We start from the raw sequence: 22,226 nt of genomic DNA on the forward strand, positions 1-22,226 counted from the left end.
CTTGTTGCGCTCGGTTACGACATCGTAGCCGACCTTTCACCTTGCCCGCTGTCGGGGCAGCCAAGCCTGTGAGGATGCGGATCGTCGTCGGTTTTCCCGGCACCGTTTCCGCCGAGAAAACCGACGCAGCCGATGCTGTCGATGGTAAAAGATACATCCTTCAGCGCTTTATGGTCTTTGTATTCCTTTGTGAGACTTTCGCATTCGATTACGCGCAAACCATGTCAACCCTTTCTTCGTGTCTTGGGCTAGTCTTTTCTGCCTACGAAGAAATAACGATGGGACCCAGGGTGTTAATAAAGACGATACCGAGCGCCCACGCCCATTTTTTCCCGCCTGCGACTCTAGCTGGGTCGCGGCGAACGAGGTCGATCAAGGCGATAATCATCAGAAGCAATTGAATGGCAATAAGCGGGGCGAGAAGCTGCATATCCGGCATCGAGCGATACTTCCAATTTTTTCTAATTTTTTAAAGTTTAGCTCACCACAACCTTGTAAGTTTACGGGAGACATTCCGTTATTTCCCAGTAAGTTGCAAAAACAAACCTGCTTCCCTTAGCTCAAAAAGCCGTGAAGCAGGATATCGCCGATCGCGTGGGCAATCATCGCGTACTCCAGCCCGCGCTTCCAGTAGAGGTAGCCAAACAAAATGCCTGCCACCCCGTTCAAGGCGATGGTCCGGACAAACAAGAGCGGAGTAATCTCTCCAAAATAGACGGACGCTGCCGGAAGATGGCCGAGCCCGAACAAAAAGGCTGCGCCGAAAATTCCGATCCAGTACATCCACGGCTTTGGAGAGGACTGACGCCCGAACAGCTTGCTCAAAATCCAGACCACGAGTGTCATCATGAAAAGCCGTACCATGACTTCCTCGTACACTCCGCCCTGAATGGCGGTCAGGACGCCTGCCCAGACCGGCGCATTCAACTCTTGCGCCTTTTCCGCGAGTATCGGCATGAGCGGTTGAAAAATCAGCCGTTCCAGCAAATAGATCATCAGCGTTCCGAGCAGCCCGAAGATGACCGCCTGCACGATTCCTTGTCGGTTAAACGATGCACCGCCCGTTTTATACAACCATTTCCGCAAGATCGGAGCATCCAGCCCGACCTTGCCCGCCAAAGTCAAGCCCGCCCACGAAAGCAGAAACGCCGTGATGCTGCCCTGCAAGACGAACAATGCGATCACAGCAGGCAACGGAAGCGGCACCATAGCTACCGCATCCCCTATCATGGTTAGCAAGTAAGGCGTGGCCGCGACAAACCCGATCGCACTCAGCCCCGACAAAAATAACGCTATTTTCAAGTTCTTCATTTTATTCCCTCCTTTTGGCATAGTAGTAACTGCTCCCCATCGTGACGAGAATCGTTGCCACGATCAGAAACAACAGCACGATAAAGTGAATGGGTGCAGGCAAAAATGTGGTAAGGACGATGAGCAGCCCGCCGCTGAAAAAAGCGCGGGACCCCAGTTGGTGGGTCTTTTTCCAGACCTCTTCGCTAGCCAGCGTCCACGGCGTGCGAATCCCGATCATATAGTTATGGCGAAAACGCGGCATAAAATTGCCCATCGTGATGAACAAAACCCCGAGAATGAGCGTCGCTGCGGTCGCCATGTTCACCATATATCCGTAACCATATCCGATGATAAGGCCGTGGATGACGAGGAGCGCAACCATCAGCGTATGCATGATCGCGTCCTTACTGCTCGCAAACTTTTGGTAGCTCTGCTCGCGATAGCGGGAAGCCAGAAATAGTACCACCATCATGATCGGAACAAAAGCTACGCCCACGAGCTTGGGCGCAAAACCGTCCGGCTCGCCGTTTATTCCCCAGTGAACGGCCATGGTGTCAGGCATGGAGGGATAACAAATCACCGCCATCACGACGCTGGCAAGGAAACACAAAATAGTCAAGCGGGATATTTTCATTTCATGACTCCTCTTTCGAATGGAATTGAATAAACCATTTCAACAGGTCCTGAAAAACGGTCGTATTTAACGAGTAGTAAATGTTTTGCCCTTTTCGCTCGTCAAAAACCATTTCCGCCTGCTTCAACAGGTTAAGGTGATGCGAGATGCTCGGTTTTGTCATTTGAAAATGCTCGGCAATTTCCCCGGCCGTCCTGTCTTTTTCCCGCAGCAGATCAAGAATTTTTCGCCTTGTGGGATCAGACAGCGCCTTAAAGGCATGATTCATGGACATAGTGATCGATCCTACTTTCAGAATATCTTTATTAGATATTTAGAAATTTATCAAAATAACTAACTCAAAGATACCATGTAAAAACCTTCCAGTCAACTCACCTATTGCCCTTATGCAAAACCCCCCGACAGCCTCGCCCTGCGGAAACGAGAAATCGTTCCGGGCTGTTTGGCTAACGGGGGGTTGCTATTTGCTTCTGCGCTTGTGCTTATTTCACCAGATCGCGCATGATGTCTTCCACTTTCACATCGGTCGTAATCAGCTTCTCTTGTTTCATCCAGTCGATCAACGTTTGCCACGACTCGGCTGTCATGGAGCCAAACGGCTTGTCGCCCGCATCCATCAACGGAATCAGGATGTCCAGACTTTTTGTTTCGATGTCTTTTTCCAGCGGGAACTCAGCGGCTTGCTTGGCGAGCAGCAAGTCGAGCGCCTTTTCCTTGTTGTTTTTCACGTAGTCTTGGCCTTTGGCAATCGCGCGCAGGAAGCCTTCGACCGCCTGCTGCTTTTTGCCAAGCGTCTCGTCGCTGGTCGCGAGCACAAGCTCGTAGTAATCCGGCACGCCAAAATCAGACGGCTTGATGACGTGAACCGGGATGCCGTTTTTCTCCAGAATGAGCTGTTCGTGGTTGATATAACCGCCTACTACCGCGTCTACTTTTTTCGCAGTCAAGGCCGGAACGATGTCAAAGCCGATGTCGGTAAAGGACAGGCCGGAGTCGTCTGCGCCCGCATGCTTCACCACCTGGCGAACGATCGATTCGTCGAGCGGAATGGACGGGTAGCCGATATTTTTGCCTGCCAGCTTTTGCGGGCTGTCGATGTCGCCGTCTTTGCGCGTCATGATGACGTTGAGCGGATGGCGCACGAGTGCCGCGACAGCCACGACCGGAATCCCTTCGGCGCGCGCCTGGACGAGCTGCGGCTGGTAGCTGATAGCCAGGTCGACTTTGCCTGCCGCCGCCATTTTCAGCGGATCGTTGCTGTCCGATGGCATTTGCAGGTTGACCTTGAGGTTTTCTTCCTTGAAAAAGCCTTGCTCCTCTGCGGCGTACAGGAAAGAGTGCACCGCATTCGGATACCAGTCGAGCGCGATCGTCAGCTCGGCAGGCTCCGCCGCTTTTTCAGCCGGAGCTGGTGTCTGCGGCGCGGTCGTGCCAGCGCCAGACTGATTGCCGCACGCAGCAAGTCCGGTAGCCAGCGTCAGGGCCAGGATGGCTTTTGTCCATTTATTACTCATCGGTTTCATAGTTTGATCTCCCTACTTTTCTTACTTGGATGTTGGGTGTTTCGCTTTTGTGTGCGGGGACAGATGGCGCTCGATCCGCCCGACGAGCCAGAAAAGCAGCATGCCGAGGACGGAGAGCAGCAGGACCGAGGCAAACAGCGCAGGCGCCTGAAAATTGCCCGATGCCCGTCTGCCGAAGTAGCCAAGTCCCTCGCTCGCGCCGAGCCATTCCCCGATCGTTGCACCCGCGACACTGTATGTCGCAGCCACCTTCAAGCCGCTGAAAAAATGCGGCAAGCTCGACGGCAGTTGCAGCTTCGCGAACATTTGCCAGCGGGTAGCGCCCATCGTTTTCAATAGCTGCAGCATTTCTTTGTCGGTAGAGCGCAGTCCGTCATACGTATTGACGACAATCGGGAAAAAGGTAAACAGGATCGTCACCGCGATTTTTCCGGACAAATCGTATCCGAACCACAAAATAAAAACAGGGGATAATGCTATAATTGGAATCGTTTGGGATATGACGATATACGGATAGACCAGTCGCTCGACGACTCGGCTCATATTCATCGCAAAAGCGAGCAAAACGCCAAACACGATCGAGACAGACAGGCCGAGCAGCACTTCCTTCAAGGTCGCCCACAAATGCAGCCCGAGAAGCGAGCCGCGCAGCTCCCACAGCGCCAGCACGACTGCGCTCGGCGGCGGCAAGATGAACGGCGGCACGGCCAGCAGGCGGCAAACACCCTCCCAAGCGACGAAAAACAGCGCGATGGAAATGCCGAACCAGATCCCTCTGCCCATCACGCTTCCCTCCCCAGCGATTGCAACCTGGACTGCTCTGTGCGCAGCAAGGCCCAGATTTGTTCGCGCAAGGCCAGAAAGCCGGGCTGATTCCGGCTGCCCACTGCTCGCGGCCGCGGAATCGACACGTGCAGCTCCACAGGCTGGCGAATCGGCTTGCCCAGCAGGACGATCACGCGGTCAGCAAGCAAGATCGCCTCGTCGATGTCGTGCGTAATCATCAGCATCGTACTGCCTGTCTCTTGCCATTTTTCCATCAGCCATTCCTGCATGTCGAGCCGCGTAATGCCATCGAGCGCGCTGAACGGCTCGTCGAGCAGCATCAGGTCTGTCCCGGACAAGAGCGCCCGCAAAAAAGAGACGCGCTGCCGCATGCCGCCGGAAAGCTGGGCAGGATAGGCGTCTGCCCACTCGTGCAGTCCGTACCGGGGCAGCTCTTGCCGGACGCGCGCATGCGCTTCCTTTTTCGGCACGCCTTTGATCTCCAGCGGCAAGGCGGCATTTTCCACAATCGTGCGCCACGGCATGAGCAGATCGCGCTGGGGCATGTAGCCTACCTGCCCCAGCCGCTGTTCCATCCGTTCCTCGCCCAGCCGGATTTCTCCCTGTTCGGGCTGCAAAAGTCCCGCGATAAGCTGAAACAACGTGCTTTTTCCGATCCCGCTTGGCCCGATCATGCTGACGAACTCGCCTTTTTTCACTCGCAGATCAAAGTCTTCGAGAATCGGCGTGCCTGTGTAGGAAAAGCGGACGTTGGAGAAAGCTAGTTGATCGCGCACGGCCACATTTCCTCTCTATAGGCCATATCCCAGAACATGTACTCCATTTTGGAGGTGTTGACGAAATACTCTTCCAGTCTCGCCAGCTCCTGCTCGTTTTTCCCGTCTGCCAGCTCGTTCATGATGTCGATCAGCCAGATCGCAAGCTGTCCGAACTCGTCCGAGCTGTACATCCGCACCCACTCGCCGTACAGCTCGTGGTCCAGCGCCCCTTCTACCTGCGCCAGCCGCTTGCCGATCTCCCAGTAGCTCCACGTGCACGGTAAAAGCGCGCTGACCAGCTCTGCCAGCGAGCCTTGGTGCGCGACTCGCAGCATGTAGCTGGTGTAGCCCAGCATGACAAAGGACGGCTCGGTCGCTTCCAGCTCCTCGCGGGAAATGCCGAAGCGCGCCGCATACTGGCGGTGCAGCTCCATCTCCATGTTGAGCGTCGATTCCTGCAGGGCGGCGAACCGGGCGCTCGTCTCCAGATCGTAGGCCTTCACGCTGGCGAGCGCGAACATTTTGGCGTAATCGATCAGGTAGATGTAGTCTTGCTTCATGTAAAATTTGAACGACTCTACAGGCAACGTGCCGTCACCAAGGCCGGTTACAAATGGATGCTGGTGAACGCGCTCCCAGATCGGGGCGACGCTGCGTAACAAACGGTCTGTAAAGGTTGCCATGCTTTTTTTCACTCCTTCGCTTCCTTTGGCGTGTTGCACCAGCTCGCGATAAAACGGGCCATAATCTGGGCAAACCGGACAAGCTGGTCAGGATCAATCGACTCATCGACGGCATGGGCGTGCTTCAGCTCGCCCGGGCCGAACAGTACGGCGGGAATGCCTGCGTGCGCGAACCAGCCCGCATCTGTGACGGTAGGAGACATGTCCACCACAGGGGCCTCGCCCAGCTCGCTCTCATAGGCGGCTTGCAACTGCGCCAAAGCCGGATGCTCCGTGTCCAGCTCCAGGGACGGGAAAATTTCTCCGCGCTCCTCGATCATGGAGCGACCGCCCCAGCGAAACACAGGAGGATGGTCGCGCAGCCACAAATCGGCCGCCGCTGCGCGTCCGACATGGTCCTCGATCTCGCGAATGATCTGTTCGTATGATTCGTTCGGATAAAAGTGAACCGTAATCCAGAGCGCGCAGCGATCCGCAATAAACGCAGCATGGCGTCCTCCCTCGATCACGGCAGGGTTGATCGTATTGCTGCCAGCCGCAAAGCCGGGGTACGCCTTCATCACAGCCCAGTCGCGTTCCAGCTCCTGCAGCGCCGTAATGATTTTCGCCATTTTTTCAATCGCAGACGCGCCGCGCACGCCGCCTCCGGCATGGATCGTTCTCGCCCGCATCCCGTCGTGCAAGGTCGTCGGACTCTCAATCGTGATCCAGCCGGTAATCACGCCGCCCTGCCCTTGCATGTGCAGGTTGCTCGTGTCGACGACGATGGCGTAGTCCGCCTGGTAGCCGCGTTCGAGCGCGACCAGCGTCCCGGCTTCGCCCGCTTCCTCGCCGATTACCGATTGGAACAGCAAATCGCCTGCCAGCTCGACGCCGTGCTCGCGCAGCATCTGGATGGCGAACAGGCTCGCAGCCAGTCCACCTTTCATGTCTGCTACACCGCGTCCGTACAGCCGTCCGTCTGTGCCACGCGTCAAGGAAAACGGCGGATACGTCCAACTCGCATCGTCGCCGACTTCCGCGACGTCGATGTGCCCGTTGATAATCAAGCTGTTCGCCTGGGCAGAAGCGCTGCCCGGCAGTCGGCCGACGACGTTGTCGTCGCCGGGGTAGACGGTCCAGCGGTCGACCTCAAAGCCGATGGCCGCGAGCCGATGGGCGAGTACCGTTTGCGCCGCGTCGCTGTTTCGCGCTGGCGGACTTACAGTCGGATGGGAAACGAGCTCTGCCAAGAGAGCAAACAACTCTTCTTTGCGCCTGGCAATCGATTCTACCGCTTCTGTCAGTCGGTTCACGCTACTCAATCATCCCTTCGGTCGGACTGCTCGCCGACGCGTAGCGCTTTTTCGCAATCCGTCCCGCGAGGAAGCCTTTGCGCCCCGCTTCCACGCCGAGCTTCATCGCTTCGGCCATCAGCACCGGATTGTCCGCGAGCGCGACTGCCGTATTCAGCAGCACGCCGTCCGCGCCCAGCTCCATCGCTTTCGCGCAATCGGCTGGCGAACCGATGCCCGCGTCCACGATAATCGGCACTTTGGCGTCCTCGATGATGAAGCGGAGGTTGTTTTCGTTCACGATGCCTTGTCCGGAGCCAATCGGGGACGCGCCCGGCATGACGGCATGCACGCCCACTTCCTGCAAACGCTTGGCGAGAATCGGATCGTCGTTGGTGTAGGTCAGCACGATGAAGCCTTCTTCGACCAGTATTTTCGACGCTTCCAGCGTGCCAATCGGGTCAGGCAGCAGCGTTTTCGGGTCGCCGATGACCTCCACCTTAATCATATCGCACAAGCCGGATGCTTTCGCCAGACGGGCGATACGCACCGCTTCCTCTGCCGTATAGGCTCCCGCTGTGTTCGGCAGCAGGGTGAATTTTTTCAGGTCGAGCTGTTCCAAAAAGTTCGGCTCTTGCGGATTTTCCAAATTGAGCCGGCGAATCGCAAACGTCAAAATTTCTGCTTCCGACACCTCGACTGCTTTTCCTTGCGTTTCCAAATCTGCGAATTTTCCGGTCCCGAGCAAGAGGCGGGAGCGAAACTCGTAAGGGCCAATTTTCCATGTATCCATGCTGGTCATCCTCCTCCGACAAAATGAACGATTTCGATGCGGTCTCCGTCTGCAATCGGCGTTTGTTCATACCGGGAGCGGTCGATGATCTCTCCGTTGCGCTCCACGACGACAATCTTCTCTTGCAGGGAATACGAAGCGAGCAAGGCGCGGACTGTGTTGATCTCAGCCGACAGCTCTGCTGTTTTTCCGTTCAGCACAACAACCATTGTATTCCTCCTTCTTGATGGCACCTGTCGAGGGACGAAAAAACGGCCTCCCTCGCTTGCCGGAAGTCACCCCAGTCAAACGGTGGAAGCCGTATATGTATCCCATCGGACAGATGGAAGAAAAAAACCATCCGCCGTGGGATGGTTGAGTTGATCTCATCATCTGGTAGCAGCATTCCGGCAAATACGCCGCAACTGCCGCACCGTGAAATCGATTCATATACCTCTTCCTCCGCTGGCATGACCCAGGTCAGGTTCAACGGTCAGTAACACGCTCGTTACAATCTCAGCCGACGATGCTCGGCCCCCGTTTGGTAGTAAACCTATGAAATTGTCGTACGTTCGAGTATTACAGTACCATTCTATTTCGTGTTTGTAAAGGTTTCCTTGTACATCGCTTCCAGTTCAACCAGGCAGCGCTCGGACCAGGCCGCCATTTTTTTCAGCTTCTCCATTTCCCGCTCCATCGCTTTGCGCACGGACTCCTTGTAGTCCGGCACTTCGCCGTTGTAGCGGATGACGGATGCGGCCGGGGTCATGAATTTTTCCTGGTAGGAGAGCGCTGGGCGCTGGTGGAACAGCGGCACATCCACCTCGTAGGACGTATGCAGGTCGCCCTGCTGCGGGTATTTCGTCACCGCAAGCACCTTGACCAACAGCTTCGTATCGTGAATTTCCAGCACTTCCGCGATATATTCTCCTGTCCGCTGCGTCACGCGAACTTTATCGCCGGGGTTCCAAAACATCGTCGTTTCCTCCTCGCATCATCCATCATGGTAGGGGCCAGGCGTGAACGGCCTTGCCCACAGCTAGTCCGTCAGGCCAGCGACTGGGCAAGCAGCTTGCGGGCGTGCGCCAACACTTCGTCCGCAGCAGGCGCTGGTTGACCGCCGCCCTGCGCCATCGCCGGATTGCCGCCGCCTTTTCCGGCAATCAACGGCAGCGTCTCCTTGATAAGCTGGTTGACGGCGACGTTCACGTCCTGCCCCCGCGCAAACACAAGCTGGGTCTTCTCGTCAGTCGCTGCGGCCAGCAAGCATACGACGTCCGGCGCCTCCGCGACTGCGAGCTGGGCGTACTGCTGCAGTTGCTGGATCGTTTTGTCCGGGAAAACTTGCGCGATGACACGCACAGTTCCCACTTGCTCTGCCACGCCAAGCTGCTTTCGGACTTCGCCTTCCAGCAGTTGCTTTTCGGCGTCGGCGAGCCTTGCTTTCAAACTGTCCCGTTCGGCCAGCACGCGCTCTGCCTGCGCGATCAGCTCCGCCTCGCTGGTCGCAAACCGCTTCGCCAGCTCGCGCACAGCCGCCTGCTTGCGCGTGTAATCCCGCAAAGCCCGCAAGCCGCAGATGAACTCCAGCCGGATGTTTCCGCGATGGCGCTCCCAGCCGAGAATTTTAATCATGCCCACTTCGCCCGTGCGCGCAGGATGTGTGCCGCCGCACGGATTGTAGTCGTACTCGGGGATGATGACGACGCGGACATTTTCCGTGACCGTCGGCTGTTTTTTCAGCGGCAACGTAGCCAGCTCCTCGTCGTCGACAAACCGGGCGATGATCGGATGGTTTTCCAGCACGACCTGGTTGGCCCGCTGCTCGACTGCTTCCCACAAATCCGCTGTCAGCTCATCCAGGCGCACGTCGATCGTCACGCGTTCTTTTCCCAAATGAAACGCGACCGTCTCCGCCCGCGCGACTTCCAGAAACGCGGCGGACAAAATGTGCTGTCCGGCATGCTGCTGCATGTGATCGAAGCGGCGGTCCCAATCGATCTGCCCGACCACTTCCGCGCAGTCCTCCGGCAGCGGAGCTTCCAGCCGATGACGCACCTCGCCCGCTACTTCTTCCACGTCGATGACCCGACATTCTCTGAGCGTGCCCACATCCCCGGGCTGTCCGCCTCCCGTCGGGTAAAACGCCGTCTGGCTCAGCACAGCGTACGGCGTTCCATCCTCTTCCGTACCCTGCCGCAGTACGCGCGCCGAAAACGTTGTCGCATACGCATCTTGATAATAGATTCTGTCTTCCATCTTTGCTCCTTGCCGCCGGAGCGGAAAGCCATTTGCGCTTTTTCCATTCCGGCCATTTTCTCCCGCCAAGGGTGATATTATACTAATAGAATAGAGATCGTGGAGGGATGATCCGTGAACAAAAAAATCTTTACGCTTCAGGAAGCGAACGACTTGTTGCCCTATGTACGTGAAGAACTCTCGTTTTTGCAAAAATCGAAGCGCTCTTTCTACGAAATGTATCAAAAGCGCGAGCAAATCAAAAAGCAGCAGCCCGTTGACGAAGAGGCGCTCTTTTCGGTGGAATGCCAGCTTGAGTTTCTCGAACTGGAAGCGAAGATGCACGTCACCCAACTGATCGGCAAAGGCATCCAGGTGAAGGACATCGACATCGGCCTGTTCGACTTTCCCGCGATCATCGACGGCGAAGAAGTGCTCCTGTGCTGGCGCGAGGGCGAGGAATCCATCACCCACTACCACGGGTTGCGCGAGGGCTTCATGGGCCGCAAGCCGATCCGGTGACGGCTTTTTTAGCCAAACAGCCGATCCATCTGCTGTTCGCGCACGAGGCGCTCTTCCGGGCTTGCCAGATCGTATTTTTTCAACAGGTGAAACAGCTCGTTCAAACGCTCCTGGCTAAGCTCTCCTTCCAGCATGCGCTGGAACTGTCCTACCCGCTCTTCGGACAAAAACGGCGCTTGCTCGGCCAACTTCTTTTGCACATCCTCTTTGCTGTGATCCAGCTTGCATTCTCCCATACTTTCTCTCCTTTTCTACGTATTCTTTTTCCATCATACCACGATTGCTGCCAATCGAAAACGTGACCGGGCCAACACTTGCAGCGGCCCGGCGTTGCTGAAAAAGCACGCGCGAAACAGCGAGGGGCTCGTTTTGTCGGACAGCCTGGCTGTTTTGTACCCGCCTCTGGCGACGAACCGCTATCTGTTCTGCAACGAGTCGTCGTCCATTGCCGGGAACTGCGCCAGCCAGCAGACAAAAGGAGCGTGCGCCCTCCTGACTGGCTGACAGGCACACGGCGAAAAAAGTACCAGCCGGAAAACGAAAAAGGCGTACAAGCCGAAAGTGGATTGCACGCCTTCTCGCTACGCCCGTTTGCGGACGCGGAAGTTGCTTTCGATCAACAGCCAGTTTTGCGGAAACGGCAAACCGAGCTTCCAGTAGCTGACTCCGCGTATGCCCAGTTGCTTCACCAGATCGAACTTGGCTTGAATCGAGCGGGCGTCCTCAAACCATACTTCATGCCGCCTGCCGTCGTCTGCCGTATAGTGGAAAAACGGCGCCTGCGCCCGGTAATCGTAGCGAATCACGGCGTTTTCCCGCGCTGCCAAGGCAATCGCCGCTTGCGGACTCAACGCTCTCGCCGTCGTCCCCTGCTCATAAGGCAGCGTCCAGTCGTAGCCGTACAAGTTTTGACCCATCAAAATTTTTTCGGCCGGCATTTCGGTCAGCGCGTATTGGAGGACGCGACGCACAGGCCCGATCGGTGACACGGCCATCGGCGGCCCCCCGCTGTAGCCCCACTCATACGTCATGATGACGACAAAGTCGGCAATTTCGCCAATCGCCCGGTAATCGTGGGCGCTGTACCATCTGCCTTGCTGCTCGGCGCTCGTCTTCGGTGCCAAAGCGACGGAAATCATCATCCCCTGAGCGTGCGCCCGGTCGCGAGCCCTGCGCAAAAAGCGGATGTACGCCTCGCGATCCGCAGCCGGGAGCGCCTCCATATCGAAATGGATGTCCCCCATCCCAAGCTCTCTCGCCGTTTGAAAAATGTTGTCGAGCACCTTGTTTTGCAGCTCCTGGTCGTTCAGGATAAGCCCGCCCAGCTCGGTGCTGAACTGGTCGCTTTCCAGGTTGGTGACGACGAGCATCAGCACGACCTGGTTTTCTTTTGCAATGGCAGGAAAATCGTTCAATGGCGGCCGGGCCAGCGTCCCGTCCCGCCTGATCCGAAAGCTGAACGGCGCCAGGTACGTCAAATGCGGTGCCGCCGTGCGCACGTCCGCTTCCAGTGCTGCCGACACCGTCCTGCGCGGCTCCGCATACGCGTTGAAATCCGCCGCCCGACGCGGACGGGGCGGGATGTACAAGCGTTGCCCGATTTGCAACGGGCGGTACTGCGATATGTTATTGACGCGGGCCAGCTCGCCTGCGCTGATCTGGTAGCGCTGCCCGATCGTGTACAAGGTGTCTCCCTGCCTGACCCAGTAGTAGCTCCCGACAATCGGAATCACCATCGCCTGTCCCGCGACGAGCCTGCCCGGATCGGGTAGCTCGTTTGCCTCCGCGATCTCCTCAGCCGTCGTCCCATACGCTGCTGCTATTCCGGACAGCGTCTGTCCTTCTTCCACGACATGGATTTGCATGCGCCTCCCCCTTCGCAATATGTCTCTCTTTCTTTTATTCAGGACGAAGGAGATAGGTGTTTGTCTAGACGAGTGTTTTCAGCACGTCGTACAAATAACCGACGGAGCGCAGCGCATAATGCCTGCCTGTGACCTGTTCCCCGCGAAACAGGAACAGGGCCGGGACGCTCGTGATTTGCAGCCGCCCTGCGAGGGCTGCGGCCGTGTTGATGTTGAGCTGGTACAACGGAAGCGGCCCCGGGAGCGCTTCCCTGGTGACGTGCAGCATCCGCTCCGCCAGCTTGCAGGTGCCGCACATGGGAGTGTAGATGAACAAGGCGAAGGGCTTGTTTTGTTGGCAAAGGCGGTTGAGCGTGGTGGTGTCGATTTCTTGCATCTGGCGCCTTCCCTTCCTTTTTCTTGATTCTTCATGCTAGGCATGTCGGGAATGCCTTGTCAATGGGCGGAGGGAAAAGGAAAAGAACGGAAATGAACGCACAGCCAACTATCTCAATTGATACGTTTCCCGTTACCTGCAAAGGCTTCATCACCGTGTGTTTGATATTCATACTCCCATCGGCTACGCGTCGTAGGAGGAAGGCCTGAAGCTTTCGCAACAGGGGAGACTTTCATTCCTTCATGCATGATTTGCAACACGGCAGTTATCTTTAAGGCGTTGTCATACTTTTACGCATAGAAAAATAACCTCTTTACACAAAGTTATCCTTCGTCTTAACTCCGTGTAAAGAGGATTGATGAAAGTCCAATATTGGTCTTACCTTCGTGTCAAGTAAATTTGGGAAAGTCGATACATCACATGCTTCTCCACTCATTAATCGGGTATCTCTCCAAACCAATACGAACATAAACTCTGATTCACTTACGTAATTCTCTCGGTTTAGTGTATTTAATCTATTGACAGAGGTCCATTTATCATTCCTCATAAATATTCATAACTTCACCCTCTCCCCACATTCTGACATATACAGTATACTTTTTTTGTTCTTGTTTATCATTGATACCTGTAACATACAATCGCTGTCCATATCTATAAGAAGGTATATCTGCTCCAAGTTGTTCGATAGGAACATTGTATTTCTTGCTTATGTACTCAATAGCATGTTTGTTTGCTGCTATTCTACCATTGATCGTTCCGAAGAATTCAGAGCATCCACTAACAAGAACTGCTAGGATCAAAAGAACCCCAACGATTTTTATAATTCGTTTCAGCATATTCTATATCTCCTTACGTCTAGAGTAAGTCTCTTACTTACCCTAGACGTACTATTAACTAATTAATATCTATTGATACCATAGTAACAATATCCTCATGAGTTACATAATCGATATAAGCAACACCGCCTACACTATCATGGATATACATTATTTCATCGCCATCACCTTCAATATATCCTACTCCTGTTGTCCAATGGTAATCATAAACATATTCATCCCCCCAACTATCGTCAAACACAAACCAATCATCGAATTTAATTGCTAGAGGTCTATCTGCTCTAATTTCCGATTTATAGGTAGTGAAATTATTGAAACTATTTGTTTTAACAGAATACTTACCTCCATGTTCATTAGTGTGAATTTTTATAGCATCTCTTAGTTTACCAGTAGTCATCCCTAAAACTGTCCCTCCATGTGTATCCCACATGTGGTTAATCATATCCGCTTCCGAGTAATAATCAAGTCCGCGTATTTTACTTTTGCTTTCTTCAGATCTCCAGTATTCAGCTATTGTTGCGAGGGTAGTCGGCCCACAAGAACTAGCTGGATAGTCCACACCGCTCCCCCATTGATTCATTATTTCAACACCTTTGATATAATCCTCTTTTACTGCTGCGGTTGAAACAGCTGATGTATCTTTACGAGATGTGGTTTTACTATCAGAGATAAACAACTCCCATTTATCTATTGATTTTGAGTTTTTCTTAATGCGCAATTCTCTTTTATCTAACTGATTACTTTTGCTTACGCTTTTCTGCATCAAAGAGCTTTTATTCAATGCATCATTAATTCTATCTACAACATTTGTATCACTTTCAGCTTTATAGAGAGTCACATTACCAGCGTAATAATATTTACCATCATCGTCTATGATCTTAATATCAGGTTCGCCACTTCCGGCTGAGAAAAGCGGTGAGTAGTCAGTATTGGATGATAGTAACATAAAGAAGCTCTCTTCCCCATTCTCAAACTGATAATAGTAACCTAACTCGTTATCATCAAGGTCATAAAATGGAATCACATTGGTTTTGTCTTCAAACTCTACAGTAGTCTTCAATCTCTTCAAATATTCTTTTGCTACTTGATCTACAACTTCTTCTGTCACTTCGTTGCTCTTTGCTTGTGCGACAAATGTTGCTTGTACTAAGATGAGCGATAATGCAAAAAAATAATGAGATTAGTTTCTTAAACACCAAATTACCTCCTTATGTATTTTATTACACATTATACCATTTCGTATCAACATTTGCACTCAGAATCGTCTATAATGTTTTGTCGATTCCGACCATTTTTAATGTGCATCAGGAATAACCTTGTAATTAGACATTGTGTAATACGATCCAATACATTAACACGATCTTCAATCTATCTTCCCCAATTTCGTTCAAACTATTTACTAAGAATTCAAACTGTAACGCGGTGTTTGCCATGCTAACGGTCACCAAGTGAAGCAGAAGCCCTTTTCTTATGAGAGCAGCTATCCGTTATCGACCGATGATGCGGTGGAGTAAGCAATCCTCTTTTTCCCGCATTCACAAAAAAATACAGCTATCTGCAAGCAAGCGACAAAAAATGCCGATGCTCCTCTACAGGAAGCATCGACTTTTTGCAAATGTAGAAAACCCTACCGCCCAATACTCACCCAACCTGCTTCTCTGTCGTCGTGCAGACCGCGGACGAATTCCAGCTTCCTTTGTCCTGTGCCTTTGCTACTTCGTACATCTGCGATACCGTGCCTCCGACGAGTACGGGCACGTGCTGTTCGTGGGCTGCTGCTGCATAGAGCTGCAAGTCTTTTGGGCATGTGGTCGGCGCAAAAGGTCGCGTTTTGGTAAGTACCGTACAAAATTTTTGAATGACCGATGCCAGCATGTACGGATCGACGCCGGTGTTGCGCCGCCCATTTCCGCCTGAATTTTGCCGCCGCGCGCCTCGACTGTTTGCCCAAAGCCAGTCAGTCCAGCTTACGACGATCACGTAAACGAAATACCCTTGATGAAAGGTGCCCTCCCGTTATTCCGTATAAGAATCCGCTCTGGGCAAAAAAGAGCCAGATCCCGCGCGGGTCTGGCTCTTCTCCTTCTGTCAATCACAATCAGCTAACTATGTCGCACACGTCCAAGCGCAGATTACTTGCGCAAGCTGCGGCGCAAAATTTTGCCCGTGCTGTTTTTCGGCAGCTCCGGTACGATTTCGACCAGGCGCGGCACTTTGTACTTCGCCAATTTGTCCTGGCAAAACGCGACGATGTCTTCCTGGGACACCGCTACTTCTTTGAGCGCGACAAAAGCTTTGACTGCTTCGCCGTGCACTTCGTCCGGCACGCCGATCACCGCCGCCTCGATAATCGCCGGGTGCTGGTAGAGCACTTCCTCCACCTCGCGCGGGTAGACGTTGTAGCCGTCGACGAGAATCATGTCTTTTTTGCGGTCTACGATGTACACATACCCTTCCTCGTCCATCCGCGCCATATCGCCCGTGTACAGCCAGCCATTTCGAAGCGTGGCGGCCGTATCTTCCGGCAGTCCCAAATAGCCGAGCATGACATTCGGGCCTTGCACCACCAGCTCGCCGACTTCGCCGCGCGGCAACTCGTTGCCCTCCGGATCGACGACCTTGTTCACGACATGGGGGATGTCCACTCCGACCGAGCCAGGCTTTCTCGTCCCGCGCAACGGGTTGAAGGCAGTGGCCGGAGCCGCCTCGGACAGCCCGTAGCCTTCTAAGATCATTACCTCGTACTTGGCTTCGAACTTGTGCAAGAGCTCGACAGGCATGGATGCGCCGCCCGAGCAGCAGAGACGGACGGAAGCGAAATCTTCCTTCGTCGCATTCGGCAGTTGGAGCATGTAGTTGTACATCGTCGGCACGCCCGCAAAGCAGGTCGCTTTTTGCTCGCGGATCGTATTGACCACTTCTACCGGATGGAAGCGTGGAATGATGATAATGGATGCGCCGTAGCGAATCGGACCGTTGAGGCAAACCGTCATGCAAAAGACGTGGAACATCGGCAGCACCGCCACCACCCGATCTTCGGGGAGCAGCTCGAACAAAATCCCCATCGCTTCTGCATTGGAAGCCATGTTGCGGTGAGAGAGCATCGCGCCCTTCGGCTGCCCGGTCGTGCCGGACGTGTACAAAATCACGGCGAGATCGTCTTCGTGTCGCTCTGGCTCGACAAAGCTGCCGTCCCCCGCTTGTGCGACCTGCTCCAGCGTCAGCTCGTCGCCTGTCGCCTCCGTGTAGATGAGATGTGTCACATGCTCCAGTTGTTCCTTCAAGGGGGTAAGGACAGGTTCGAGCGCGGCGAGGGCGATCACGGCTTTAGCCTGGCTGTTGGCGAGGATAAAGCTGATCTCCCGCGGCGTGTAGATCGGATTCATCGGGACGACGGCAGCACCTGTCCGCAAAATCGCGTAGTAAGCGCTTACAAACTGTGGCCGATTGTCCATGATGAGCGCAACAGCGTCTCCTTTTCCGATCCCGAGCTTGGCCAAGCCGGAGGCCAGCTCATCCACCTGCTGGTTCAATTCTCGGTACGTGGTCGTCTCCCCCGAAAATATGTAGGCGGGATGGTCCGGGAAATTTTGTGCGCTTTGCCGCAAGTTTTCATTCAAATGATACATCACATCTACCCCCTTTTCAGAAAATTTTAACACCTGAAACGAGCCGGATAAAGCATTTCTTTTAGGAAACCGTAGGGATTTCTGCGAGCAACGGCGTCTTTTTTTCTTCCCGTTTGGCAAAGAGCAGAAAGAGGACGCCGCAGCCGACAAACAAGAGCGCATTCACGATCATCGCATGGCTGAAGCCGACGCCGACATTCCCTGCTGCCTGCACAATCGAGCCTGTGACGAGCGGAGAAATAATCCCGGCCAGCGTGACGAGACTGGACAGCACGCCTACAAGCAAGCCCGTGCGCTCTGGCAGCATGCTGCTGACGATGACAGAGGCGGCCGTGCCCACGGAAAAAGCAAACCCTTTTCCCAGGCAGAGCGCGATCAGCACAAGCGGCGTCGACTGGACGAAGGTGACCGTATAAAAGCACACGCCGCCCAAAATGATCGAGACTCCCCCTACCAGCACGTACGATTTGCGGTAGCTGCGATGCTTTTTATAGAGGCGATCCCCTGTCCAGGAAATCAGGATGGTCATCAGCCCTGCCAAAAGCCCCATCCCGGCAATCGAGTAGGCCATTTGCTGATTCGTTAAATGGATGACTTGCACCAGGTAGACAGGCTCCCATACAGAGGCAAACGTCGTGCCCCAAATTTGCGCGAAATAAATGAGAAAGCAGAGCAAAAACGTCGCCGAGAGCAGGACGCCGGAGATGTCCGTCCACCTGGCTTTGGGCAAAGCTGCCGCAGGCTTTGCCGCCTCGACGCTGATCGGCAGTCTGTCCTTGCCGACCCACAGCCAGATCAAAAGCCAAATCAGGCTGAGAGCGCCCATGAACGCCCAGGCAAACCGCCAGCCGTTGCTGTCAATGAGCGAAACCAGCAGCGGAGCCGAGGCCACAGCGCCCACAAAAGCGCCGAAGTTGACGGTCGAATAGACGAGCCCGCGCTTTTCTTCGGGAAACCATTTGTTCAGGTGGCTGACCACCGTCGCCCAAAACGGGCCTTCGCCGATGCCAAGCAGCACCCTCGCGACCACGAGCATCGGCAATCCGGCGATCGCATAAGCGCCAAACTGGATGACCGTCCAGGACAAAGCCATGATGGCGAGCATCTTTTTCGTCCCGATCCGGTCCGAGAGCGCCGCCCCCAGGATTCCGGCGATCGAGAAAAACCAGAAGAAGCTGCTTCCGACCAGCCCCCACTCTTTTTGCGACAGGGAAAACTCTGCCATAATCGGTACCGCAGAATAGCCCGCAATCGTTTTGTCCGCATAGTTAATCATGTACAGCACGAACAGCATGACCATGGTGATTCTCGCCATCATGTGAATCACTCCATTCAAGTATGGGATGGAAAGCAGATTCGGCGCAGCCAGCTCAGCCTTTTTGCAGCCGCACCCTCCCGATGCCGTTGTCCATTTCGATAACCGTGCCGTACGGTTCGCAAAGCGCCCGCAGTCCGAGCAAAATCTCCGGGTTCGCGCTCAGTCTCGGCCAGCCCATCCGATAGACAGGCTGCTCGAAGCCAAGCTCAATCGGGTGCAGCTCCAGCTCGACCAGCTCGCCATTTTGCATACTCCACAGCGGAATGACCGACTGCCACACCTCTTTGTGCACGCACAAGCCGCGCGTGTAGTTCGCGCTCATCGCCTCCAGCGCGTCTGCGACGTTGTGCGTATGGTCCAGCCCGTAATGTTCGTAAAAATCGGCCGGCTGCGTCGTCACCAACTCGGTCTGGAAGACGAAATCGCCCAGGCTGTAAAAGATCGGCCTGTTTTTGTAAATTTCGATGCCGCGCAGCAGATGCGGACCGTGCCCAACCACGGCATGCGCCCCGGCGTCGATACACGCTTTGGCGAAAACAGGCAAAAAGTCTGCGGGCACCTCTTTGGCATCGCCTTTCATCTCATGCGCGTGAATGCTGACCACGACGTAGTCGGCGCGCCGCTTCGCCTCCCCGATCCGCTGCACGATCCGGGCCAGATCGCGCGGATGCGGCTGAGTCGTCGTCCCCTCCTCTTCTCCCGCCATAAAGCGGGCGTTTCCGAACAAAAAAACGTCTTTGCCCGGATCGTTCATGAAGCCTTCCTCGATCAATAGCTTGTTGAAGGCGTTGATGTCTGTCACAGCGGCAATCTCTTGCAGCCTGGCGAGCTTTTCCGGCTGCAAATAATGCGTCATGACGTAGCGCAGCGGATTGATTCCGGGGCGGCCGATGCTGTCTGGACGCTGTTCGCCCGCCGCCCACCACGGATGGAACGTCGATGTCGCCGCGATCAAGGCCACTCTCGCCGACTCGCATTCGAGATAGCGGGGAGCGGACGCCTCCGCGAGATTTTTGCCAGCGCCGGCATGGACGAAGCCGTATTCATTCAGGTGGCGCTCCGTCGCTTCCAGCCCGCCGTACAAATAGTCGAGCGTGTGATTGTTCGCCCAGCCGATCATGTTAAAGCCATAGTCCTTCAATACCTGCAACGAAGCTGGCGGCGACATCGCCCAGGTGCCGCCGCTTTGCGCGCTCGGATAGCCTTCGTTGTCGTGCACGGTCGACTCCAGATTGGCGATGCGCACATCGGCACGATGCAGCAAACGGGCTACTTCCTGAAAAGCGTGATCGCGATAAGGCAAGTCGCGTGTGAGAAAGCTGTCGCCTGTAGCGGCGAACCAAACGAGCAAAGACATGGCTGCATCCTCCCTTACTTTTTTGATAATCGTTGGATTTCAATAGATCGAAAAGTCTTCTTCCTCTTCTCCGACGAAGGAGTAGAGCTTCGAGCTGATCTCATCGTAGTGCTGCAGCCGTTGTTGCACACGCGCAGCATCGTGGACCATCACCCCTTTGACGAGGACATTCAGCACCGAAAACAGCGTAGGCATGCCGCTGGTCGCAACAGGCTGCGGCGTCGTGATTTTCAGCAGCAGATCGGCAGCCTGGCTGATCGGCGACAGCTCGCCCTCGGTAATCGCGAGCACTTTTGCCCCCAATGCCTTGGCGGAATGCACCATGGCAACCGTCTCGCTCGGATGGCGCGGAAAAGAAAGCGCAATGACGAGCCACTCCTGCTCGCGTTCGGTCAAAAAGTAGTCGGCGTTGTCGACCGCGCCCGTGTACAGGTGGGTGTTGCCCTTGATCGCGTTCAAGGCGGAAAACAGCCACTTCGCCGGGATGTGGCACCAGCGAAACCCTACGACGACGATCCGGTGCGCCGCCATAATGCTTTGCACAGCCTGATGCAGCAAGCCGTAGTCGATCTGCTGCAAGCTTTGCTGGAGGTAGGCGATGTCGGTTTCGATGACCTGGTGCGCGTAATTGTCGCGGGTGAGCGCAGCTTCGGTGTCGCGGTATTTCTGGATCGGCCCCTTTCTCTGGTCGCCGATCAACAGCGACTTTTTGATCTCCTCCTGCAACTCTGTGTAGCCGGAATAGCCCAGCGCGTAGCAAAAACGAATGACGGTCGCCTCACTCGTATTCGTCAGCTCCGCGATTTTTTTGGCCGTATGGATAGCTAGCAGGCTCGGCTTTTCGAGGGCGATTTTGGAAATGATCTTTTGGCTGGCGGTCAAATGGCCGTATTGCTTGCGAATGCGTTCTTTTACGTGCTGGTGCTGATCCTGATCCATACCGAAAAGACTCCTTTGCGTTTCGTTTGGTGTAAGTTTTTAGAATAGTATATCTTTTGCATTAATTTACTTCAATACATCTTGGAAAATGTAGTTCATCCTTCAGTTTACTGCCTGTCATCGCTGTACGACCCGAACTCCATCCGGATGGAAACACACTCGCAGCGAAGCGCACGGCAGCCACAGCAGACCATGCACACGCGCGGCGCGATCCTGAAAGTAGCGTTCGGTGCGTGCTCACAAGCCTTTGACATCGTTTCGGGTTCGTATGATACACTATGGTTCAAACAGCCACCCAAGGAGGTACGCCAGGATGGGCACAGCCACACACGAAGATGCGATTCGCACCCTCTACCGGCAAGTCATTCGCGGCTGGAACGAACACAGTGCATCCGGCATGTCCGCTCCGTTCGCGGCAGACGGCGAGCTTATCGGCTTTGACGGCAGCCATCTGATCGGACGAGCCGCCATTTTTACGCACCTGCACGACGTTTTTTCCCACCATCTGACTCCCCCCTTTGTGTACAAAATCAAGTCCGCATGCCTGCTCAGCGAGGAAGTGGGGATGGTTCGCGCCATGGTCGGCATGATCCCTCCCGGAAAAGACGAGCTTGATCCAGCGCTCCATGCGCACCAGACGCTCGTAGCGAAAAAGCAGGGCGAGCAGTGGGAAGCCGTACTGTTTCAAAATACGCCTGCACAGTTTCACGGACGGCCCGAGCTGGTCGAGCAGTTTACAGAGGAGCTGCGGCCGTTGGTGCGGCAACAGTTGTTTTGACGTTGCGGCTTTCCCCGTGCCGCATTGTGTGTTTGCCCTTGATCCCTTAGTGCCTGCGTGCCGCTCACAGCAAAAGCCCTCAACCTGTCGGTGAGGGCTTTTGGCATTGCTTTTGTTGCTGTATGCTGTTTCTTGCAACGGTGACTACAACTCCGCCTTCCGCTGCTTCCTCAGCGCGTAGCGATGCTTCGCCTTTTCGTGCTGGAGGCGCTCCTCCTCGGTTTCCGGGATGACGGCGGGCACCAGCGTCGGCTTGCCTTGCTCGTCGAGGGCGATCATCGTCAAGTACGCTCTCGCGGTCATGCGTTTTTCGCCTGTCAACAGATTTTCCGACTCCACCTTCACGAACACTTCCATCGACGTGTTGTGCGTCCAGGTGACGTACGCTTCCAGGTTGATCGCTTCCCCTGTCTTGATCGGCGCGAGGAAATCGAACGAATCGCTGGACGCGGTGACTACCGGCTTGCGGCAATGGCGCATCGCCGCGATGCAGGCGATCTTGTCGACGTACGCCATTACTTTGCCGCCGAAGATCGTATTGTGATGGTTCGTATCCGGCGGGAAGACGAGGTCTGTCAAAAAAGTTCTCGACTGCCCGACAGGCCGTGCTTCTGTTGCGATCTGGGCTTCTGTTGCCATCTGTAC

Annotated in this window: 28 protein-coding genes, 1 pseudogene and 1 riboswitch; of the genes and pseudogenes, 3 read left to right on the forward strand and 26 right to left on the reverse strand. The window is 54.8% G+C overall.

Translation table 11 applies throughout. From position 1 onward, the window contains the following. Positions 1-14: 14 nt before the first annotated feature. From AC3WJN_RS13405 to AC3WJN_RS13470, 14 genes are all read right to left on the reverse strand, one after another. Positions 15-218 (reverse strand): P-loop NTPase family protein, encoded by a 204-nt coding sequence (locus AC3WJN_RS13405; protein ID WP_237716623.1) that lies wholly within the window; start codon positions 216-218, stop codon positions 15-17. A 44-nt stretch (positions 219-262) separates the two neighbouring features. Then, on the reverse strand, positions 263-439 hold the full coding sequence (locus AC3WJN_RS13410) for a PLDc N-terminal domain-containing protein (RefSeq protein WP_492329281.1): 177 nt from the start codon (positions 437-439) through the stop codon (positions 263-265). Between the two features lie 116 nt (positions 440-555). Further along, positions 556-1,311 carry a CPBP family intramembrane glutamic endopeptidase gene (locus AC3WJN_RS13415; RefSeq protein ID WP_005828736.1) on the reverse strand — a complete coding sequence of 252 codons (756 nt, stop codon included), beginning with the start codon at positions 1,309-1,311 and terminating at the stop codon, positions 556-558. 1 nt (position 1,312) lies between these two features. Next, a complete protein-coding gene (locus AC3WJN_RS13420; RefSeq protein ID WP_007782054.1) occupies positions 1,313-1,927 on the reverse strand; it encodes an SdpI family protein in 615 nt (204 codons plus the stop codon). A gap of 1 nt (position 1,928) precedes the next feature. After that, positions 1,929-2,201, reverse strand: coding sequence for an autorepressor SdpR family transcription factor (locus AC3WJN_RS13425; protein WP_007782051.1), 273 nt, complete (start codon positions 2,199-2,201; stop codon positions 1,929-1,931). 208 nt (positions 2,202-2,409) lie between these two features. Further along, positions 2,410-3,450 carry an ABC transporter substrate-binding protein gene (locus tag AC3WJN_RS13430; RefSeq protein WP_025847797.1) on the reverse strand — a complete coding sequence of 347 codons (1,041 nt, stop codon included), beginning with the start codon at positions 3,448-3,450 and terminating at the stop codon, positions 2,410-2,412. A gap of 21 nt (positions 3,451-3,471) precedes the next feature. Then, positions 3,472-4,233, reverse strand: a complete 762-nt coding sequence (locus AC3WJN_RS13435) for an ABC transporter permease (protein ID WP_492329282.1) — start codon at positions 4,231-4,233, stop codon at positions 3,472-3,474. Next, positions 4,233-5,012, reverse strand: coding sequence for an ABC transporter ATP-binding protein (locus AC3WJN_RS13440; RefSeq protein ID WP_005828746.1), 780 nt, complete (start codon positions 5,010-5,012; stop codon positions 4,233-4,235). Before AC3WJN_RS13440 ends, AC3WJN_RS13435 begins: the two co-directional genes overlap by 1 nt. Continuing rightward, complete coding sequence (gene tenA, locus AC3WJN_RS13445) at positions 4,997-5,677, reverse strand: thiaminase II (RefSeq protein ID WP_007782039.1); 681 nt, start codon at positions 5,675-5,677, stop codon at positions 4,997-4,999. Before tenA ends, AC3WJN_RS13440 begins: the two co-directional genes overlap by 16 nt. An 8-nt stretch (positions 5,678-5,685) precedes the next feature. Continuing rightward, positions 5,686-6,981 carry an acetylornithine deacetylase gene (locus AC3WJN_RS13450; RefSeq protein WP_035317135.1) on the reverse strand — a complete coding sequence of 432 codons (1,296 nt, stop codon included), beginning with the start codon at positions 6,979-6,981 and terminating at the stop codon, positions 5,686-5,688. After that, positions 6,974-7,744, reverse strand: coding sequence for a thiazole synthase (locus tag AC3WJN_RS13455; protein ID WP_005828751.1), 771 nt, complete (start codon positions 7,742-7,744; stop codon positions 6,974-6,976). Before AC3WJN_RS13455 ends, AC3WJN_RS13450 begins: the two co-directional genes overlap by 8 nt. Before the next feature lie 5 nt (positions 7,745-7,749). Then, positions 7,750-7,953, reverse strand: a complete 204-nt coding sequence (thiS, locus tag AC3WJN_RS13460; protein WP_007782031.1) for a sulfur carrier protein ThiS — start codon at positions 7,951-7,953, stop codon at positions 7,750-7,752. Between the two features lie 210 nt (positions 7,954-8,163). Beyond that, a riboswitch (TPP riboswitch) is annotated at positions 8,164-8,274 on the reverse strand. A gap of 41 nt (positions 8,275-8,315) precedes the next feature. Beyond that, positions 8,316-8,699 carry a kinase-associated lipoprotein KapB gene (gene kapB, locus AC3WJN_RS13465; protein WP_005828754.1) on the reverse strand — a complete coding sequence of 128 codons (384 nt, stop codon included), beginning with the start codon at positions 8,697-8,699 and terminating at the stop codon, positions 8,316-8,318. 71 nt (positions 8,700-8,770) lie between these two features. Beyond that, positions 8,771-9,982 carry an alanyl-tRNA editing protein gene (locus AC3WJN_RS13470; RefSeq protein WP_007782029.1) on the reverse strand — a complete coding sequence of 404 codons (1,212 nt, stop codon included), beginning with the start codon at positions 9,980-9,982 and terminating at the stop codon, positions 8,771-8,773. A 114-nt stretch (positions 9,983-10,096) separates the two neighbouring features. Between AC3WJN_RS13470 and AC3WJN_RS13475 the strand changes: the two genes are divergently transcribed. After that, positions 10,097-10,483 carry a DUF2203 domain-containing protein gene (locus AC3WJN_RS13475; protein WP_005828758.1) on the forward strand — a complete coding sequence of 129 codons (387 nt, stop codon included), beginning with the start codon at positions 10,097-10,099 and terminating at the stop codon, positions 10,481-10,483. Between the two features lie 8 nt (positions 10,484-10,491). On the opposite strand, the gene AC3WJN_RS13480 is transcribed toward AC3WJN_RS13475, so the two are convergent. Next, positions 10,492-10,719 (reverse strand): hypothetical protein, encoded by a 228-nt coding sequence (locus AC3WJN_RS13480; RefSeq protein WP_007782024.1) that lies wholly within the window; start codon positions 10,717-10,719, stop codon positions 10,492-10,494. 94 nt (positions 10,720-10,813) lie between these two features. Between AC3WJN_RS13480 and AC3WJN_RS13485 the strand changes: the two genes are divergently transcribed. Then, positions 10,814-10,987 carry a hypothetical protein gene (locus AC3WJN_RS13485; protein WP_157179521.1) on the forward strand — a complete coding sequence of 58 codons (174 nt, stop codon included), beginning with the start codon at positions 10,814-10,816 and terminating at the stop codon, positions 10,985-10,987. 77 nt (positions 10,988-11,064) lie between these two features. On the opposite strand, the gene AC3WJN_RS13490 is transcribed toward AC3WJN_RS13485, so the two are convergent. The 10 genes and pseudogenes from AC3WJN_RS13490 to AC3WJN_RS13535 all read right to left on the reverse strand — a co-directional run bounded on the left by AC3WJN_RS13490 (position 11,065) and on the right by AC3WJN_RS13535 (position 20,803). After that, positions 11,065-12,348 carry a glycoside hydrolase family 18 protein gene (locus tag AC3WJN_RS13490; RefSeq protein WP_007782021.1) on the reverse strand — a complete coding sequence of 428 codons (1,284 nt, stop codon included), beginning with the start codon at positions 12,346-12,348 and terminating at the stop codon, positions 11,065-11,067. Positions 12,349-12,412: 64 nt separating this feature from the next. Next, the gene (locus AC3WJN_RS13495) at positions 12,413-12,724 is read right to left on the reverse strand and encodes a thioredoxin family protein (protein WP_005828763.1); all 312 of its coding nucleotides are present in this window, start codon (positions 12,722-12,724) and stop codon (positions 12,413-12,415) included. A 113-nt stretch (positions 12,725-12,837) separates the two neighbouring features. Beyond that, positions 12,838-13,002: pseudogene (locus AC3WJN_RS13500) on the reverse strand (transposase); the annotation flags it as partial. A gap of 258 nt (positions 13,003-13,260) precedes the next feature. Beyond that, positions 13,261-13,560 carry a hypothetical protein gene (locus tag AC3WJN_RS13505; RefSeq protein WP_005828764.1) on the reverse strand — a complete coding sequence of 100 codons (300 nt, stop codon included), beginning with the start codon at positions 13,558-13,560 and terminating at the stop codon, positions 13,261-13,263. Positions 13,561-13,618: 58 nt separating this feature from the next. Further along, entirely contained in the window at positions 13,619-14,668 is a 1,050-nt protein-coding gene (locus tag AC3WJN_RS13510) for a C39 family peptidase (protein WP_005834891.1), read from the reverse strand. Positions 14,669-15,201: 533 nt separating this feature from the next. Further along, the gene (locus tag AC3WJN_RS13515) at positions 15,202-15,540 is read right to left on the reverse strand and encodes a hypothetical protein (RefSeq protein WP_025847773.1); all 339 of its coding nucleotides are present in this window, start codon (positions 15,538-15,540) and stop codon (positions 15,202-15,204) included. Between the two features lie 152 nt (positions 15,541-15,692). After that, positions 15,693-17,189: a long-chain-fatty-acid--CoA ligase gene (locus AC3WJN_RS13520; protein WP_007782014.1), complete on the reverse strand. Its 1,497-nt coding sequence runs from the start codon at positions 17,187-17,189 to the stop codon at positions 15,693-15,695. 61 nt (positions 17,190-17,250) lie between these two features. Beyond that, positions 17,251-18,507 carry an MFS transporter gene (locus tag AC3WJN_RS13525; RefSeq protein WP_007782012.1) on the reverse strand — a complete coding sequence of 419 codons (1,257 nt, stop codon included), beginning with the start codon at positions 18,505-18,507 and terminating at the stop codon, positions 17,251-17,253. A 52-nt stretch (positions 18,508-18,559) separates the two neighbouring features. Then, positions 18,560-19,864 carry a CapA family protein gene (locus tag AC3WJN_RS13530; protein ID WP_007782010.1) on the reverse strand — a complete coding sequence of 435 codons (1,305 nt, stop codon included), beginning with the start codon at positions 19,862-19,864 and terminating at the stop codon, positions 18,560-18,562. A 39-nt stretch (positions 19,865-19,903) separates the two neighbouring features. After that, a complete protein-coding gene (locus AC3WJN_RS13535) occupies positions 19,904-20,803 on the reverse strand; it encodes a MurR/RpiR family transcriptional regulator (protein WP_005834882.1) in 900 nt (299 codons plus the stop codon). Positions 20,804-21,116: 313 nt separating this feature from the next. Between AC3WJN_RS13535 and AC3WJN_RS13540 the strand changes: the two genes are divergently transcribed. After that, entirely contained in the window at positions 21,117-21,581 is a 465-nt protein-coding gene (locus AC3WJN_RS13540; RefSeq protein ID WP_005834879.1) for an SgcJ/EcaC family oxidoreductase, read from the forward strand. A 144-nt stretch (positions 21,582-21,725) separates the two neighbouring features. Here the strand turns inward: AC3WJN_RS13540 and AC3WJN_RS13545 are convergent, their stop codons facing one another. Next, on the reverse strand, positions 21,726-22,220 hold the full coding sequence (locus tag AC3WJN_RS13545; RefSeq protein WP_005834877.1) for an acyl-CoA thioesterase: 495 nt from the start codon (positions 22,218-22,220) through the stop codon (positions 21,726-21,728). Positions 22,221-22,226 lie beyond the last annotated feature (6 nt).

This window comes from Brevibacillus sp. FW306-2-1A-C05A, from assembly GCF_058781555.1.